13 protein-coding genes are annotated in these 16,637 nt (G+C 55.4%); 7 read left to right on the top strand and 6 right to left on the bottom strand.

Features of this window, described 5'->3' with window-relative positions; translation table 11 throughout:
* Positions 1 to 576: 576 nt before the first annotated feature.
* The 3 genes from R2K28_RS02505 to R2K28_RS02495 form a co-directional block, all read right to left on the bottom strand.
* Positions 577 to 3,315: an efflux RND transporter permease subunit gene (locus R2K28_RS02505; protein WP_316367849.1), complete on the bottom strand. Its 2,739-nt coding sequence runs from the start codon at positions 3,313 to 3,315 to the stop codon at positions 577 to 579.
* 188 nt (positions 3,316 to 3,503) lie between these two features.
* Positions 3,504 to 5,729: an RNA polymerase-associated protein rapA gene (locus tag R2K28_RS02500; protein WP_316367848.1), complete on the bottom strand. Its 2,226-nt coding sequence runs from the start codon at positions 5,727 to 5,729 to the stop codon at positions 3,504 to 3,506.
* A 140-nt stretch (positions 5,730 to 5,869) separates the two neighbouring features.
* The gene (locus tag R2K28_RS02495) at positions 5,870 to 6,847 is read right to left on the bottom strand and encodes an outer membrane lipoprotein-sorting protein (RefSeq protein WP_316367847.1); all 978 of its coding nucleotides are present in this window, start codon (positions 6,845 to 6,847) and stop codon (positions 5,870 to 5,872) included.
* Positions 6,848 to 7,196: 349 nt separating this feature from the next.
* On the opposite strand from R2K28_RS02495, the gene hemA reads away from it, so the two are divergent.
* The 7 genes from hemA to R2K28_RS02460 all read left to right on the top strand — a co-directional run bounded on the left by hemA (position 7,197) and on the right by R2K28_RS02460 (position 12,937).
* Entirely contained in the window at positions 7,197 to 8,465 is a 1,269-nt protein-coding gene (gene hemA / locus R2K28_RS02490) for a glutamyl-tRNA reductase (protein WP_116445743.1), read from the top strand.
* On the top strand, positions 8,462 to 9,541 hold the full coding sequence (gene prfA / locus R2K28_RS02485) for a peptide chain release factor 1 (RefSeq protein ID WP_316367846.1): 1,080 nt from the start codon (positions 8,462 to 8,464) through the stop codon (positions 9,539 to 9,541). Before hemA ends, prfA begins: the two co-directional genes overlap by 4 nt.
* Positions 9,542 to 9,555: 14 nt before the next feature.
* Entirely contained in the window at positions 9,556 to 10,476 is a 921-nt protein-coding gene (prmC, locus tag R2K28_RS02480) for a peptide chain release factor N(5)-glutamine methyltransferase (protein WP_316367844.1), read from the top strand.
* A gap of 203 nt (positions 10,477 to 10,679) precedes the next feature.
* Entirely contained in the window at positions 10,680 to 11,090 is a 411-nt protein-coding gene (locus R2K28_RS02475; RefSeq protein ID WP_116445740.1) for a hypothetical protein, read from the top strand.
* Between the two features lie 92 nt (positions 11,091 to 11,182).
* Complete coding sequence (locus R2K28_RS02470; protein WP_316367843.1) at positions 11,183 to 11,929, top strand: HesA/MoeB/ThiF family protein; 747 nt, start codon at positions 11,183 to 11,185, stop codon at positions 11,927 to 11,929.
* Between the two features lie 6 nt (positions 11,930 to 11,935).
* A complete protein-coding gene (rrtA, locus tag R2K28_RS02465) occupies positions 11,936 to 12,535 on the top strand; it encodes a rhombosortase (RefSeq protein WP_316367842.1) in 600 nt (199 codons plus the stop codon).
* Between the two features lie 9 nt (positions 12,536 to 12,544).
* Positions 12,545 to 12,937 carry a glutamyl-tRNA amidotransferase gene (locus tag R2K28_RS02460; protein WP_316367841.1) on the top strand — a complete coding sequence of 131 codons (393 nt, stop codon included), beginning with the start codon at positions 12,545 to 12,547 and terminating at the stop codon, positions 12,935 to 12,937.
* Between the two features lie 3 nt (positions 12,938 to 12,940).
* On the opposite strand, the gene ubiA is transcribed toward R2K28_RS02460, so the two are convergent.
* From ubiA to recG, 3 genes are all read right to left on the bottom strand, one after another.
* Positions 12,941 to 13,849 (bottom strand): 4-hydroxybenzoate octaprenyltransferase, encoded by a 909-nt coding sequence (ubiA, locus tag R2K28_RS02455; protein WP_316367840.1) that lies wholly within the window; start codon positions 13,847 to 13,849, stop codon positions 12,941 to 12,943.
* Positions 13,849 to 14,346, bottom strand: coding sequence for a chorismate--pyruvate lyase family protein (locus tag R2K28_RS02450; RefSeq protein ID WP_316367839.1), 498 nt, complete (start codon positions 14,344 to 14,346; stop codon positions 13,849 to 13,851). Before R2K28_RS02450 ends, ubiA begins: the two co-directional genes overlap by 1 nt.
* Positions 14,347 to 14,513: 167 nt before the next feature.
* A complete protein-coding gene (gene recG, locus R2K28_RS02445; RefSeq protein WP_316367838.1) occupies positions 14,514 to 16,616 on the bottom strand; it encodes an ATP-dependent DNA helicase RecG in 2,103 nt (700 codons plus the stop codon).
* Between the last annotated feature and the right edge of the window lie 21 nt (positions 16,617 to 16,637).

The following is a 16,637-nucleotide window of genomic DNA, read 5'->3' as shown; positions in this document are numbered from 1 at the left end:
ACACTAGAGATACCGTGCTATGGTTACGAGGGGTTGGAAACGACGACAACGTTTCGGGCTAGGGCCTGTTAACACTAATCCAATATGCCCTGTTGAGCCTGAAAAAGTGCCAATCAAGGCGCGAGGAGAGAAGTTTGGTTATTCCAAATGAACGACGAGCAACGCCGAGTGGCGCTTTTTCAGGCTCAACCCGAAGGGCTGGGGCTGTTTTTGCGCCCAGCGGCGTTATCATTCGCTCATGTAGCCGCGCTACACCACGCTCATTCTGCCTTGCTGGGCACGAAAACAGCCCCAGCAGGGCATATTGGATTAGTGTTAACAGGCCCTAAATGCGAGATGTGAGGATCTATTAAATACTACGAATCCGCTTTCTCACTTGCATTCATCTTAGACCGCCCTTGTAGGTATTCTGGACCATGCTCAGAAAAACAGGAGAGACACAGTGGGTATAATACTCACCCTATCCGGTCATTAGGGTATCAATCTCATTCACTTTTTCGTCGCACATAAAAAAGCCGGCGCTGAACACCGGCTTGAGCCTGAACTGAATCAGTGATTCAGCGCAGTTGGTCTTTTTTAGTTTTTATATCTACCAAAAACAAACTTTGGTTTCAGCCACGCTACCATCATCGGCAGGATGGTGAGGGCTGTGACTACATCGATCAATAATGCCTGACTGATATATATCCCCAAGCCCCAGGTGTTGGCAAGATCGGTATTCAGCAATGGTATGAAACAACCAAGCAGTACGATTACTGAAATGATCACTGCCGAGCCGGTAGTATTCAACGTATTGATCAACGACTGCTGCCAATCCCCCGCGGTTGCCTGCATCTCCTCTTTCAGCCTCGACATCATATAGATGCCATAATCGATACCAAGTCCCATGGCGATACTCAGCGCCACCTGAAGATGGAAAGCCAGATTGCCCGACCAGTTTTGCACACTGGTCATAAAACCACCAAGACCATACTGGGCGAACAGGGTGATGAACAGCAGTACCATAAGGATTATCGAGACCACGACGGAACGGAATATCAGGGCGGCGATGATAAATACAGCTGTTGCTGTCAACAAAGGGCCGGTTAGCCAGTTATCCACCGCGACCTCACGCGTGGCCTCTGTGGCACCCAGGAAACCACCCACCCCAGGCCTGATATAATCAGGGCCGTCGACAGACAACTCGTTGCTGTCACCGGAAAGATCTTCCACCGGGCCTGAGCGCAAACCGAAGTTGACCTTGCTGAAGCCGGTGTCGTTCTTGTGCTCCTCGATGTATTGCTGGATATCCATGGTGACTACATGGGCCTCTATGGGATCCATGGTGTTGATGAATCCCATCACCACGCCTTCGTTCCAGTTCTTCATCACGAAGGAGTCCATGTCTCCCTCTTCGGTCATGGTCTCCAACAGACCGTTATAGAGTTGCACGATGCCGTCACCGCTCCTGTCGTCATCGGGATCGATGGAGCGCAATTTTTCCGAGGTGGGGATATACAGATCAGCGACATCCGGTTGCTCACCCGGCTCAGCCGTGAGCAGCATATTCACGAGCCGGATATATTGCGCATAGGAGCCGGTGAAACCGATGAACGGATGAGCGCGCATCCACTCCTCCATCGCCTCGATGTCGGCAAGTACATCGGCCTCATTGAAGATACCCTGAGCACCACAGGGATCGGGATCCCAGCAGGCCAATTCAAGCTTGGCCTTTTCACAGGCGGCAACCTTCTCCAGCGGATCCTCGATATCATAGATCTCTTCCGGAAAGTAGGTATCCACGCACAGCTCTTGTACCGGTTCCTTACCCCGAATCGGGATGGATACCGATATCACCCCCGGCATGATCTTATTCAGTCGTTCGATATGCTGGATGGTGATCGACTTCTCCTTGAACGCCGCACGGGAGTAGTTGATGCCCTTTTCAACCCCCGGCATGATGTCGAACTCATCCTGTATTCTGGCCACCTCCGGATCTTCCCTCCCAGCCTCACCGGCCAGCATGCCGGAGATACCCCGGCCTATTTCCGTATAGTAGATAGACCAGGCGAAGATTCCGATTACAAAAAGGATGGGAAGCGCCTTGCCCGGACCATTCAACATACCGGTGATAACCCCGCCCACCTTGGTCTCCCACGATTGCTCATGGCCCTCAGTCATATCAACCTGGCTGCAGGGAAAGGTCATCATCAGCAATGGGATCAAGGTGGTGGTGGTAAACAGCAGGGTCAGCATGCCGAACATACCGAAGTAGGCATAGGCCTTGTAGAATGAGATATCCACTGTCGCCAGGGTGGCGAAGCCGACCATATCGGTCACGATCGAGAGAGTGGCCGGTACGATGGTGTGGGATATTGCGACCCTGGCGGCCGATTCGCAATCCCCCGAGGTAGCCTGCTCCTGCATAAAACGTCGCGTTACCTGCACCGAGTGTCCTATCCCTATCGCGAGCAACAACATCGGGGTCAACACCATCATGGTGGTCAGTTTAAAAGCGGAAAATCCCATCAATCCCAGTGTCAGCACAATCGTTGCACTGACCCCGATGATCGGAAACAGGGAACCGCGCCAGTTGCGGAATTCAAACCAGAGTGCGGCGATAACGATGGCAAAAGAGATGACGAACAACCACCACTTATTCACCAGGTCGGCCAGCATCCACGCCAGGAAGTAGGGTTCGCCCGCCACCAGTAGTTCGAACCTTTCATCCTCACCATACTCATCCATCATCGCCCTGATCTCCCTCACCCAGGGCAGATAGATCTCCTTAACTTCATCGGTATAGTCGCCGATGATGTAGAGGGATTTGGCGGTGCAGTTGTTCTTTTCCCTATCCTGAAATTCGCATTTATTCCCTTCGGCATCCTCAAACCCGACCAGCATCGGACCGATGACGGGATTGGTCTCTATACCCTCTTTAAGAAAGGCCAGCTGCTGTTGCGCCTTTTCCTGGTCGCTGCTGATACCTTCGGTGGGGATCAGACGCTTGAAGACCAGGCCGTTCTCATCGGCCCCCATAAACTTGATCTTCTTCGCGGCGATATCGATGAAATTGGATTCCCGTGCCTTTGGTAGCGCGACGAGTCTGTCGTGAATCTCCTGGACCTTGTTGATGAACCAGTTCTTGTAGACATCCCCCTCCTTGATGCGCAGCGTGAAGACCATCAGATTACCCATGCCGAAGTTGTATTCGGCATACAGATTGGTCGCTACGTAACGATTGCTGGGAGGCAACAGGGTATCCGGATCATTGCGCATATCCAGATACTTGACCTGCAAGGCGGCAACGATGGTGACCACCAGTAAGATCAGCATCAAGGGCCAGCGAAATTTGATAACAAAGTTCGCGTAACCTTCAGCCCATCGATTTCCTGATCCGTTGCTTGACACAGAACCACTCATGGCTCGATCCCCGTGAAAGCGCTGTTTGGTAAGAGCTGCCCGGTATTCTCACCGGGCATCTCCAGTTGCTTAAGATGATTGAAGCAGGACTGTTTTTCGAATTATTCGAAGATCCACTTCAGACCAACCTGGAAGTTTGAGCTGTTCTCAAACTGACCGAAGGTTGTATCTTCATCACCCCAGTAGTTGTTCCACTCCACTGAGCCAAGAATGGTATCGGTAAAGGTGTACTCGATATCGAGACGATTCCATTTGCCGCCACCCTCTTCGTAGATGAAGATATTATTCCAACGATGCTCCTGGGAATCACCAAAGGGCTTGGACAGGAAGAACGAGTAAAACTCCTTGTCCTCATACCCCTTCATCAAGCCGTTGCCCAGGTTCATGGTCGGGAAGTCTGCGGTATAACGGCTACAATCCACGGTCACACCGGTTTGGGTCATACAGCTGTCTTTCTCGTCGACGAAGTCGAGATTACGGAACTGGATGAACTGACCGCTGACAAGCAGGTTGGTGGCGACAGTGACATCAGCACCCAAGACATATTTGAAGTAGTCGGCATCCTCCATCTTCAGGGCGTTGGTCAGGTCGCCGATGGAGAGCAGGAATTTGTCGATAACAGGTTGCTTGTCTCCCTCGTCATAGAGAAACTCACCTCTAAGCACCAATGGGATATCACCCATATCGAGTGCATAGTCGAAGGAAGCGCCAACACTGTTAACCCGATGCAGGGTCTCGGTGAAACGTAGAGTCGGTGCCCCTGCACCCATCACCATTGCATCATTTAAAGGATTGCCATCCGCCAAGCCCGGCAATACGGCACTCGGATCAAGGGCGCCGTAGTATGTGGAACCGGTTCCATCGTGCACCAGGATGGTGGTGGGGTTGGCCATATCCCAATTCGCCCTGGCCTGATCCCGGGTCAAACTGGTTGCGACATCTGGTACGTAGGTATCGTCCTGCTGCGGACCGGCAGTGCCGTTGGTATCGAAGAACAGGGTCGGTGCGAGCTGCACGGCCAATTCATCCCCGGCGGAATTGCGCCAGCTCAGATCGAGATCCGGATTGGCACCATAGTGGTGGAAATAGTTGAAAGACCAGTTAAGACCACCATCGGTGGAGTTGCGAAAACGAAAACCGGCATTCACATCGCTGTCATCCGGATAGTCACGCACCCACTCGCTGGTAGTGCCGGTCAGACCTGTGGGTGCCGTTGGACTGAAGCTGGTAAAGGTGTTGAAGGTTGCGAATGTCGCATTCGACATGAACTCAAAGGCAGAGCTTGCATTTTCCGGATCCCAGGTCACCTCTGTGGGTGAAAGTGGCGTGAGACCTGTGATCGGCATCAGGTTGGTGCTGCCGTAGTTGCCATTGGGATCGTTCAAGCCGGCAGGGAAACCAGGCTGTCCGGTAAAACCGAACTGGCTGAAGGCATTCAGCAACAACCAGCCCGGTGCGGCCACTGGATCAGTGGGTACCGTTGGATTCAACAATCCTGGCGTTGTCGCTGCGTCCCAGAAGTTACCGGCAAATCCGTCCACGGTCAGACCTGCAAAAAGATTCAGGCCCACAGGCAGTGGCATACCGCCGGTAAACCCACCCCCCATTGCGGCGCCATTGAAGGTGGCCGCCACATTACTCAGGGCAGGTGCCACATTATAAAAGCCGTTTACTTGGCCACTGATAGTCTCAACCCCCTTCATCAGGAAGGGATGTCCGGCATCACCATTTGGATTGAGTCCCGGGATCTTGTTCTCTTCCACCTGGGAGACGATGAGCTGTACGTTGCTGTTATCACCGATATTGCGTTCCGCATTGATCATCCAGATCGGAATCCGGGAGTCTTCCATGGCATTCTGGTTGAGTTCGCGAAAATCGGTGGGATTGATGATATCCAGCAATTTGATACCGTCAGCCGTGCCCCAAACCACCTGCTGTTTACCCAAGCGCATATCCCAGCCCAGAGCCGAGGTATCCACATACAGCTCTCTTACATAGTCGTGCTGGGTGTAGAGCTCATGTCCCTTATAGTAGTCATTCACGCCTTCGGAATCGTAGATAAAGTTCAGATCGGCGTGCCAGGTACTCTCTTCACCCAGGTACCCATTTAGGAAAAGACGGGCCGAGTTTTCGAATTTCAGCAAATCCCCTTTATCGTGACCTCTCTCATCAAGCATCGAGTCCGCCTCACCGGTCACTTGGCCGTCGCGAGTAAAGACAGATGTTTCATTCTTCAGATAGCCAGTGATCTCGACTTCAGCAATCGCCACACTAGGCAATATCAAGGCAAGCAGGATCGATTGATGCAACTTACAGCGTTTGAACATGAATTGTTCCTCCCGGGTTCAACGATAACCGGCAGCCCTTATTGTCACTATTGCCGGATCCGATGATGTGTATGGCCGCCGATTACCGGCCAGCCGGATTTTATTCGGCCTGCCCCTGACCGGGGCAGACCCATTTATGATTAGCGTTTTATTTTTCTCAAGGTCTTTTCTGACCAGAAGTCCGATGCCCATCCCTGATTGAACTGGACGATCTCCTTGGGGATTACCGCCCAAGTCTCATGACCCGAGGCGGAGGTCTTGCCATACCAGTAACCCCAGTATTGGGCGCGAGGATCATCCTGATCGAGAGATCTCCAGTCTCGGTCGATCACTTTCACCTTCTCACCCCCCTTGAAATACTCGGTGCGGTAATCGGCGAATGTCTTGCTATCCACGTAACTCACGCGATGATCGTACCACCAGTTCTCACGCTTGGTAGTGCTCTTCAGCTTATATACCTCTTTGCCCTTATGATCACAGGCCGCCTCGGGGGGGTTGGGCAGGTACTTGTTTTTGGATTCCGCTTTAGCGATGGCGCCAAGACAGTCGTTGAAGGTCTCGGTACCCAGCAGTTCATGGGTTTCGTCCTTGGGCTTACGCAAGGTTACGTCACCGAATGTGAAGTCGGTACCGCCCCAGGCATCATCATGAGCAGGTTCGGCAAAGCGACGGATCTTGCGCAATGCCGGCAGCCAGATGGAGTAGGACTGGCTCTTGTTGTCATCCACATAGTCGGTGATCAACATACCGGTGCCTTTCAACTTACCGGAGCGGAAGATGGCGATATCCTGGGCGTTGGTGGCGCTGTCTCCGTATTCATTGTTCAGATAGCGCTCTACGGTGATGGTGGTTGGCTTGCTGCCGGCGGACTTGTTGACAATCACAGTTATCTTGCCGGGTGTGGCACGGTTGCTCCGTTTGGGATCCTTGTTGTTGTTGGTGATACCGAAATTCTTCAATGCATAGAAATGGTTGACAAAATAGACCTGATCCGCAATCGCATCCGCATCCGGGGTTCCGCTAGGCAAAGGCAGATCTTTGGCTACCCCCGCGATGGCACTACTGGAAATAAACAAACCACCGGTGAGTGCAGCGGCCACAAACTTTTGCACCTGCATAGACTGATCCTCCTGTTTTGGGCGGTTTAGATGGGCTGAACCACCCTATATATTATTGAATTAGGTATTTCTTATGGGCGTTTTTTTAGTATTCAGATCACATTTATAACAGTGAACCCGGTCATTTAGCAATCGGGGTTAACCTTAATTGTTAATGGTGGTAATAGCTTTTACTTATTTTTAAGCTCTCGACAATAATGGCCGCCAATTATTAAGATCCACTTAAGAGGAAATTGGTCATGACTGCACAATTCATCCGCTGCAGGGCCGAAGCAGATGGATTAAACTTGAATTCAACTCTTTGATATAACAAAATTTCCCTTTTGTTTAAGGCAACCCCCGGTATCGAATGTCCATAATCGCACTAGGACTGAACCATAAAACCGCCCCCGTGGATGTCCGCGAGAAGGTGACCTTTGGCCCGGATATCATCGTCGGGGCCTTGCGCAGCCTGCAGGATAACCCGGCGGTCGAGGAGACAGTTATCCTCTCCACCTGCAATCGCACCGAGATCTACTGTTCGGTCAATCAAGAGGATCATGAGCCTCTGGCGGATTGGATCAGCCGCTTTCACGGCCTCTCTGAGAATCGTGTCTCACCCTACCTCTATTGCCATTTCGGGCTCGACGCCATCAAGCACCTGCTGCGGGTATCCTGCGGCCTGGACTCCCTGGTGCTGGGTGAACCACAGATTTTGGGACAGGTGAAAACCGCCTTTCAAACCGCCACCGACGCGGGCACCACCGGAAAACTGCTGTTCAAACTATTCCAACACGCCTTCTCCGCCGCAAAACAGATCCGTACCGATACCGCCATCGGCAACAGCCCTGTATCTGTGGCATTTGCGGCGGTCAGCCTGGCCAAGCAGATATTCAGTGAGCTATCCGAGCAGACCGCACTCTTGATCGGGGCCGGCGAGACCATCGAACTGGCGGCCCGTCATCTCAATCAACACGGAATAGGGCGAATCATCGTCGCCAACCGCACGGTGGAGAAGGCGCATAACCTGGCATCCCAGTTTGACGGCTACGCCATTGCCTTGACTGAACTCAGCACCCACCTGGCCGAGGCGGATATCGTCATATCATCCACCGCCAGCCCGTTGCCGGTATTGGGTAAGGGGAGCGTGGAGAGCGCCCTCAAGGAGCGCAAGCACAGCCCGATCTTCATGGTCGATATCGCAGTACCCAGGGATATCGAGCCCGAAGTGGCCGATTTGAGCGATATCTATCTCTACACGGTGGACGATCTGGATGAGGTGATTCAGGAGAACATGCGCTCCAGGGAAGAGGCGGCCGAACAGGCGGAGGAGATCATCGAGCACTATGTGGGTGAGTATATGGGATGGCTGCGCTCACTGGATGCAGTGGGTTTGATACAGGACTATCGAAATTATGCCGAGCGACTGCGGGATGAAGTGATGCAGAAAGCGTTGCAGCAACTGGCCAAAGGCAAGTCACCGGAGGAGGTGATGCAATTCATGGCGCACACCCTCACCAACAAATTGTTGCACACCCCCAGCACGCAGATGCGACAAGCCGGATTCAATGGCCAGATGGAGTTGCTCGAAGCAGCCAATACGCTGTTTCAGCTCAATAAAACAGAAACCAAATCATGAAGTCTTCGCTGCGCGGCAAGCTCGACCAGATCGCAGAACGCTTCGAAGAGATTACCGCCCTCCTCGCCGATCCGGAAATCCAGAACAAGCAGAATCAGTTTCGCGACCTGGGGCGTGAATATGCCCAATTGGAACCGGTGGTGGAGGCATATCGAGGCTATGTCACTGCCGAAGAGGATGTCTCCGCCGCCCAGGAAATGATGAATGATCCTGAAATGGCCTCCCTTGCAAAAGAGGAGCTGGCCATGGCACAGGCGATCAAGCAGCGCCTGGAGCCGGAACTACAGCTGCTGCTGATCCCCGCCGATCCCAACGATCAGCGCAATGTGTTTCTCGAGGTACGCGCCGGTACCGGTGGCGCCGAGGCGGCGCTCTTCGCCAGTGACCTGCATCGTATGTATCTGCGCTATGCCGAAAGTCAACAGTGGCAGACCGAAACCATCAGCGAGAGCCCGGGTGAACACGGCGGTTACAAGGAGGTGGTGTGTCGCATCAGTGGCAATGCGGTCTACTCCCGCTTGAAATTCGAATCGGGGACGCACCGGGTGCAGCGGGTTCCCGAGACGGAATCCCAGGGGCGTATCCATACCTCCGCCTGTACCGTGGCGATCCTGCCCGAGGCAGAGGGGGTCGACGAGGTGGATATAAACAGCAACGACCTGCGCATCGACACCTACCGCGCCTCCGGCGCCGGCGGACAACATGTCAACAAGACCGACTCTGCGGTACGCCTGACCCATCTGCCCAGCGGCATCGTGGTGGAGTGCCAGGATGAACGCTCCCAGCACAAAAACAAGGCCCGGGCCATGTCGCTGCTGCAGGCCAAGCTGCTCTCCCAGGCCCAGGAAAAGATCGTCAACGAACAGGCCAGCTCACGTAAACTCCAGGTTGGCAGCGGTGATCGCTCGGAGCGTATCCGTACCTATAACTTTCCGCAGAACCGACTCACCGACCACCGTATCAATCTCACGCTCTACAAGCTGGATGAAGTGATGACAGGCTCCCTGGATCAGGTCATCGAACCCCTATTGCGCGAGCAGCAGGTGGAAGCCCTTGCAGCCATGGGCGAAGCCTGAGATAACATCTCTCTATGGCCACCCTACAACAGGCCCTGAAAACAGCACAGCAGGCCCTCAGTGCCCTGCCCCAAGCCAACCCCGAGCTGGAGGCAGCCCTGCTACTGTGCCATCTCCTGGAACAACCACGCAGCTATCTGTTTGCCTGGCCGGAGAAGGAGTTGACCCCTGCGCAGCAACAGCGCTATGTGGATCTTGTAGAACGGCGCCGGGCCCAAGAACCGATCGCCTATATCACCGGTCAACGGGAGTTCTGGTCCCTCAACCTGAGGGTCAATCCCCACACCCTGATTCCCCGCCCTGAAACCGAGCTGCTGGTAGAGCGATCTCTGTACCACCTGCAGCTGATATCCCAACCCCGCATCGCGGATCTTGGCACCGGCAGCGGGGCGATAGCCCTGGCGCTGGCGAGTGAACGCCACGATGCACAGATCGCTGCCACAGATATTTCAGCCGAGGCCCTGGCCCAGGCCAGAGAGAACAGCACGGCACTTGGTTTTACTCAGTTAACCTTCCATCAGGGCAGTTGGTGCGAGGCACTTCCAGCGGAAGAGTCCTACGACCTGATCGTGAGCAATCCCCCCTACATCGAGGCCGATGACCCCCACCTCAACCAGGGTGACCTGCCCCAGGAGCCGGAATTGGCTCTGGTCTCAGGTAGAGACGGCTTGGATGCCATCAGAGCCATCATCCAGCAAGCCAGCCTCCAGCGCCTGAGCCCTGGAGGCTGGCTCCTATTGGAGCATGGCTACCAGCAGGCAGAGGCAGTGCAGCAGCTGTTGGAATCGGCAGGCCTCGGTAACATCGCGACCCATCCAGACCTCGCCGGGCTGCCCCGGGTCACTGAAGCCCAATCGATGGATATCGCGAAGGGTGGACACAACTGGTACTTGACACTCAGTCACCTGATTGGAAAAGAGCCAGGGATCAGGTGATACACACCTGGTTCCAACGCTGTTTGCTTAAGATACCTCTCCCCTCGCTATCCCAGCAGTAACGGTGCGGCAAGCCGCACCCTACCCATTCTGATGGTTCGCTGATATCTGCATTCGCACGCGGGAGCCCCATCGTCTCAAGGAAATCAAGATGTCAATCCGCTTGCTTGATTATTTCAGCGCATTCGTTAGGATTGCCAGGTATGGGTGAAACCCCACACGACTTAGTGAAAATCCGGGACATTCACTTTGCCGAACTCCACCCGGACCCCAATCAGGCTGCAACCGCAGCAATGCTGCTGGCAGATGTGGCGGGCATTATCGAGGCGAACCCCTGCTCCGCAATCCACCTGCAGGTCAGCTATCAGTTGATGGAGGTCTCTCTGGAACAGATAGAGACAGGTCTGACCGCAATGGGTCTGCATATCGACAATCGCCTGCTCTACCGTCTCAAGCGCGCCCTCTACCACTACACGGAAGAGACCGAGCGGGCAAATCTGGGTTGCACCCACAGCGACTCGAAATGCACTCGCATGATCTTTGCCGACCGCTACCAGCGCATGAACCATAAACTCCGGGATCAACGCCCGGAACATTGGCGAAAATATCTCTGAACGATCCCCAGTTGCGTTTTCCTACTCGACAGATAACCGATTGCCCTGACACTATTTGGGCGTCACAATGATTCGCACCGGACCAACAGACAATGAATGACGATCAACTACTGCGCTACAGCCGGCAGATTATGCTGCCGGCGATCGGAATCGAAGGCCAGGAGATACTCCTGGGCGCACGCATACTCATCGTCGGCCTGGGTGGACTCGGCTCACCGGCTGCCATGTATCTGGCCGCCGCGGGGGTGGGTAATCTGGTGCTGCTCGATTTCGATCAGGTCGACCTGACCAATCTGCAGCGGCAAATCGTGCATACCACCTCGCGCATCGGTGAGTTGAAGGTAGAGTCGGCCCGCGAGACCCTGCTGGCCCTCAACCCGGAATGCCAGGTGGAGACCATTGCCGAAAAACTGGATCAAGAGGCGCTGCAGCAGCAGATAGAAAAGGCCGATCTGGTACTCGACGGCACGGATAATTTCGCAACCCGTTTCGCCATCAACAAGGCCTGTTACCTGACAGGAACACCCCTGGTCTCTGGTGCAGCCATCCGCATGGAGGGTCAGATCAGCGTCTTCACCGGGGAACCCGGCGGTCCCTGCTACCACTGCCTCTATCCAGATGAGGGGGAGATGGATGAAACCTGTTCCGCAAACGGCGTGCTTGCACCGCTGGTGGGGGTAATCGGCAGCCTGCAGGCTACCGAGGCCATCAAGCAGCTGACCGGGGCCGGCAACACACTCCACGGCAGGCTGCTACTGTTGGACGCCCTGGAGATGGAGTGGCGCAGCTTGCGTCTCATCCCTGATCCCGCCTGCCCGGTTTGCGGTACGCCAGGTTGATGCGGGGTGAGGGCTGAATCGATCCCATGGCGCCTGCTCTGTGGATTGCTCTTCGGCCTTGCCTGCCTCCTGATCGCACTGCTTCCTGAAACCCTTCTGGCCAAGCTGGAGTACCATCGGGCTCAGATCTTCGAAGGTGAATGGTGGCGCCTCCTCAGCGCCCATATGACACATCTGGGTTGGGGACATTTAAGCATGAACCTGGCGGGTTTCTGGCTCATCCTGTTGCTGTTTCCCAACATCCAGCAACCTGGGCGCTGTCTGATCCTGTTATTTCTGCTGATGCTGGGCACCAGTGCCGGTTTGTGGCTATTCTCTCCTGAAGTGAGCTGGTACCGGGGACTATCGGGTATCCTGCATGGCCTGTTGTGCTGGGGGTTATTGAGCCAACTGAGGAGCCACCCCACAGTCTCCTTGTCGATCCTGATCCTGATAGTCATTAAGCTGCTATGGGAGCAATGGCAAGGCCCGCTACCAGGCAGCGAATCACTGGCCGATGGAAGCGTCATCGTCGACGCACACCTTTACGGCGCGGTCAGTGGCGGCATACTATGGGGTCTGGTGACCATTTACACTGGCATTGCCACGACCCATACCCGTAGCTGAGGAAACCGAGTGAAGCCAATCATATTTCTGCTTTTTTTTGCCTACTTACTCAGCGCTTGCCAGGAGATGGAGGGTATCGATATGAGTCAACTCTCCCCTGAAGAGAAAAAAGCCGTGGAATCCCTGTTATGGGTAAAGGATGCCGATCCGAACAAGCATGCGGCACAGGCACTGGAAAAGGGCGACAAACGTTTGATGGCCATGGCCTCCCGCTCGACCAGCATACCCGGCATACAACCGGAGTTGCTATCCAAGGCCAAGAGTATCTGCGGGATCCGCTATTTAGAAGGCTCCACCGACACTGTGTTTGGCGAAACCCATCTACTTCTCATCCAGCGCGCAGCGGAGTACGCGGCATCCTATAACAAGATCGTTGTTCAACAATGCATGCAGACGCAATAAATCCTAAGTCACCAGATAGTCGATCACGAGACCGATGAAGATCACCATGCCGAATTGGTTGTTGTTGAGGAAGGCGTCAAAGCAGGCCTTGGGTTCCCTGGCCCGAATCAGCCACTGCTGATAGGCAAACAACCCACTGCCCAGCACCACCCCCACATAGTAGATGGCTCCCCTTTCAACCAGGACGCCAATCACCAGCAGTAACCCTATCATGGTCACTTGCAGCAGTCCGATCATCAGCCTGTCGTGGCTGCCAAACAGGATCGCACTCGACTTGACCCCGATCCTGATATCGTCCTCCCGATCCACCATGGCGTATTGAGTGTCATAGATCAACGCCCAGATCAGGGCGGCGCAGAATATCAGCCAGGCGACCGGTGCTACGGTTTCGTTCAGGGCCATGAAGGCCATCGGTACCGCCCAACCGAATGCGGCACCCAACACGACCTGAGGCAGGTGGGTATAGCGTTTCATGAAGGGGTATACCCCAGTCAGCAACAGCGCCACCAGTGACATATAGCGGGTTGGCCAATTGAGAAAAATCAGCAGTGAGGCCGCTATCAGGGAGAGCGCGACAAAGACCCCCAGCGCCTCACCTGGCGTGACCAGGCCAGTGGCGATGGGCCGGCCTTGTGTGCGCGCCACATGGGCGTCAAAATCGCGATCGGCATAGTCGTTGATAGCGCAGCCGGCGGATCGCATCAACGCCACCCCGGCGACAAACACCACCACGATATGCCAGGCAGGTGAGCCCTCACCGGCAATCCACAGCGCCCACAAGGTGGGCCACATCAGCAGCAGAATACCGATGGGGCGATTCAACCGCACCAACAGGGCATAGCGGCGCAGACGCTCCAACCAGTCCACTGGACCGGCATCGGGAGGCATCATGTCAACCTGTTGACTGGTCATCAGCTGCAACCTCCCTTGAGTGGCAGGGTGGGGAGAAAAATCTCATTTACCAGCAATGGCTTTTTCTCTACATAAAACAGGGTGCGTCGTCCCCAAAGATGATCCGGTTTATCCCGCAGATTATTGCAGGCCGTTTCGAATAGAGGCTGTCTCGGCAGCAACTGCGCGATCTGGGTTGCCCCCCGAACCACCTTGGGATCGGAAAAGAGCACCGCACCCAAGGGTTTCTCCCCCAACTGGGTGAGCCGTTGCGCCGCCCCTTTGAGACTTGAGATCGGTATCAGGGTGCGGGCAAAAACCCATGGGCTGTTATCACATTGCAACTCCACATCCCGCACCAGGGCCACCATTCCCCGGCGCATCCTCAATATACGGCATTCACTGGTGAGGGGAGTTCCCCAACCCTGATGTAACAGGCGCACCCTGAACTCGCCAGCAGCGCAACACTGGATGACACGCTGCGTCAACGAACCCCTATCACCCAGCCAGGAAGCCACTAACGGCGGTATCTTCGTGTGCGAACGTTGACGCCAATCGCACCAATTCGGCTCAGGGTTAGTGCTGCTGCTTCTCTGCTGACTCAAACCAAGTTATCCCGAAAAATGCTTATTATCGCACACCCTAGGATCGAGTGAAGAAATTCAGGCGCCGCGGCTAAGACGGGCTAAGCCTTGACATACTCGACACGTTCCCCCAACCAACGATTGACCAACTGGGCAGCCGCATCAGGGTAGCGATGCAGTAACATCTCCGCCGCCTCCCGTACCTCGTCGAGCATCCCCTGATCCCTGACCAGGTCAGCGATTCTCAGCTGCATCTCACCGGTCTGGCGGGTACCCAATACCTCACCTGGCCCCCGCATCTCCAGGTCTTTCTGCGCGATGACAAAGCCATCGCTGGTCTCACGCAGAATCGCCAGACGCTGTTTGGCGTTGGCCGAGAGCGGTGCATGGTACATCAGAACGCAGTGACTCTCTGCACTGCCGCGACCTACCCTGCCCCGCAGCTGATGCAGTTGCGCCAATCCCAGGCGCTCGGGATTTTCGATAATCATCAGGCTCGCATTGGGCACGTCCACCCCCACTTCAATCACCGTGGTGGCCACCATCAGGTCGACTGCACCGGATTGAAAATCCTGCATCACACGCTCCTTCTCCTCCTGCTTTACCCGGCCATGCACCAGTGCCACCTTCAACTCCGGCAGCGCCTCCGCCAGGAGTCGGGCCGTATCCTCCGCGGCCTGGCACTGCAACACCTCCGACTCCTCGATCAGGGTACAGACCCAATAGGCCTGGCGTCCCTCTGCACAGGCGGCTCGAACCCGTTCAACCACCGCATCGCGCCTGGCCTCGGATATCACCGCTGTGACGACCGGCTTACGCCCTGGCGGAAGAACATCGATAACCGACAGATCGAGGTCGGCATAGGCAGTCATCGCCAAGGTACGCGGGATCGGTGTGGCGGTCATGATCAGTTGATGGGGTGTATGTCCCTTTCTGTTGCCCTTCTCGCGCAACGCCAGCCGTTGATGGACACCGAAGCGATGCTGCTCGTCGATGACCACCAAACCGAGATCATTGAACACCACATCCTGTTGAAACAGGGCATGGGTACCCACCGCCAACTGTATCTCTCCCGAGGCTATCCGTTCGACTACCGCGTCCCGTGGACGTCCCTTGAGTCGCCCGGTGAGCCAGCCGATGTCGATCCCCAACGGCCGCAGCCATTGAGAAAAGTTACGCAGATGCTGTTCCGCCAGCAGCTCCGTAGGGGCCATCAACGCCACCTGACTGCCGGCAGCGATGGCCTGCAGTGCCGCCATGGCACTGACCACGGTCTTACCCGAACCCACATCACCCTGTACCAGACGCTGCATCGGCTGGGAGCGCTCCAGATCCCACTCGATCTCCGCCACCACCCGAGCCTGGGCTGAGGTCAACTGGAAGGGCAGGGCCGCCAGAAATGCCTGCTTCAGGCCATGCTCCGATTTGAAAAGGGTGGCACCAATACTTTGATGCTGAGCCCGCATACTGCGCAGGCTGATCTGATGGGCCAGCAGTTCCTCGTAGGAGAGACGCTGCTGTGCCGGATGGATCCCGGCCAGCAGCAGCTGCTGATCGGCATCGGGAGGGGGAGAGTGGAGAAAACCGACTGCCTGTGCCAGGTTCAATTCAGGGAAACGCGCCAATATCGATGGGGGCAGCCACTCGACCAACCCCTCCGGCTCCCGTTGCAGCCTCTCCAGGGCCTGTTGCATGAGACCACGCAGGGTCAACTGATGCACCCCCTCGGTAGTGGGGTAGATTGGCGTCAACGAGCTCTCCACTGCCATCGGTTGATCCGGATCGATACGCTGATACTCGGGATGGACCATCTCCAGACTGTGGGGGCCGTTGCGTACTTCACCAAAACAGCGCAGCCGAACGCCACGATTCAATGCTTGCCGCTGAGCATTGCTGAAATAGAAAAACCGCAGAAACAGGCTACCTGTACCATCGGCGAGGTGCACCATCAATGAACGGCGGCGCCCGTACTTGATCTCCGCCAGGTCGATCTCACCCTCGATGACCACCTGATCACCTCGTCGCAAGCTGCCGATAGGCTGAATCCGGGTACGGTCCTGATAGCGTAACGGCAGATGGAACAGTAGATCCTGCAGGCTCACAATGCCCAATCTGGCGAGTTTTTCGGCACTCCTTGCCCCGACCCCTTTCAATACCGTAACGGGCTGTTCGGCCAGACTCTTCGATGCACTTTCCTTTATCAATGGGACTCGCTTTCGTTGTAC

Origin of the sequence: Candidatus Thiodiazotropha sp. CDECU1, assembly GCF_963455295.1 — a bacterium.
Lineage (GTDB): Bacteria > Pseudomonadota > Gammaproteobacteria > Chromatiales > Chromatiaceae > Thiodiazotropha.
This window is presented reverse-complemented; position numbering and strand designations above follow the sequence as displayed.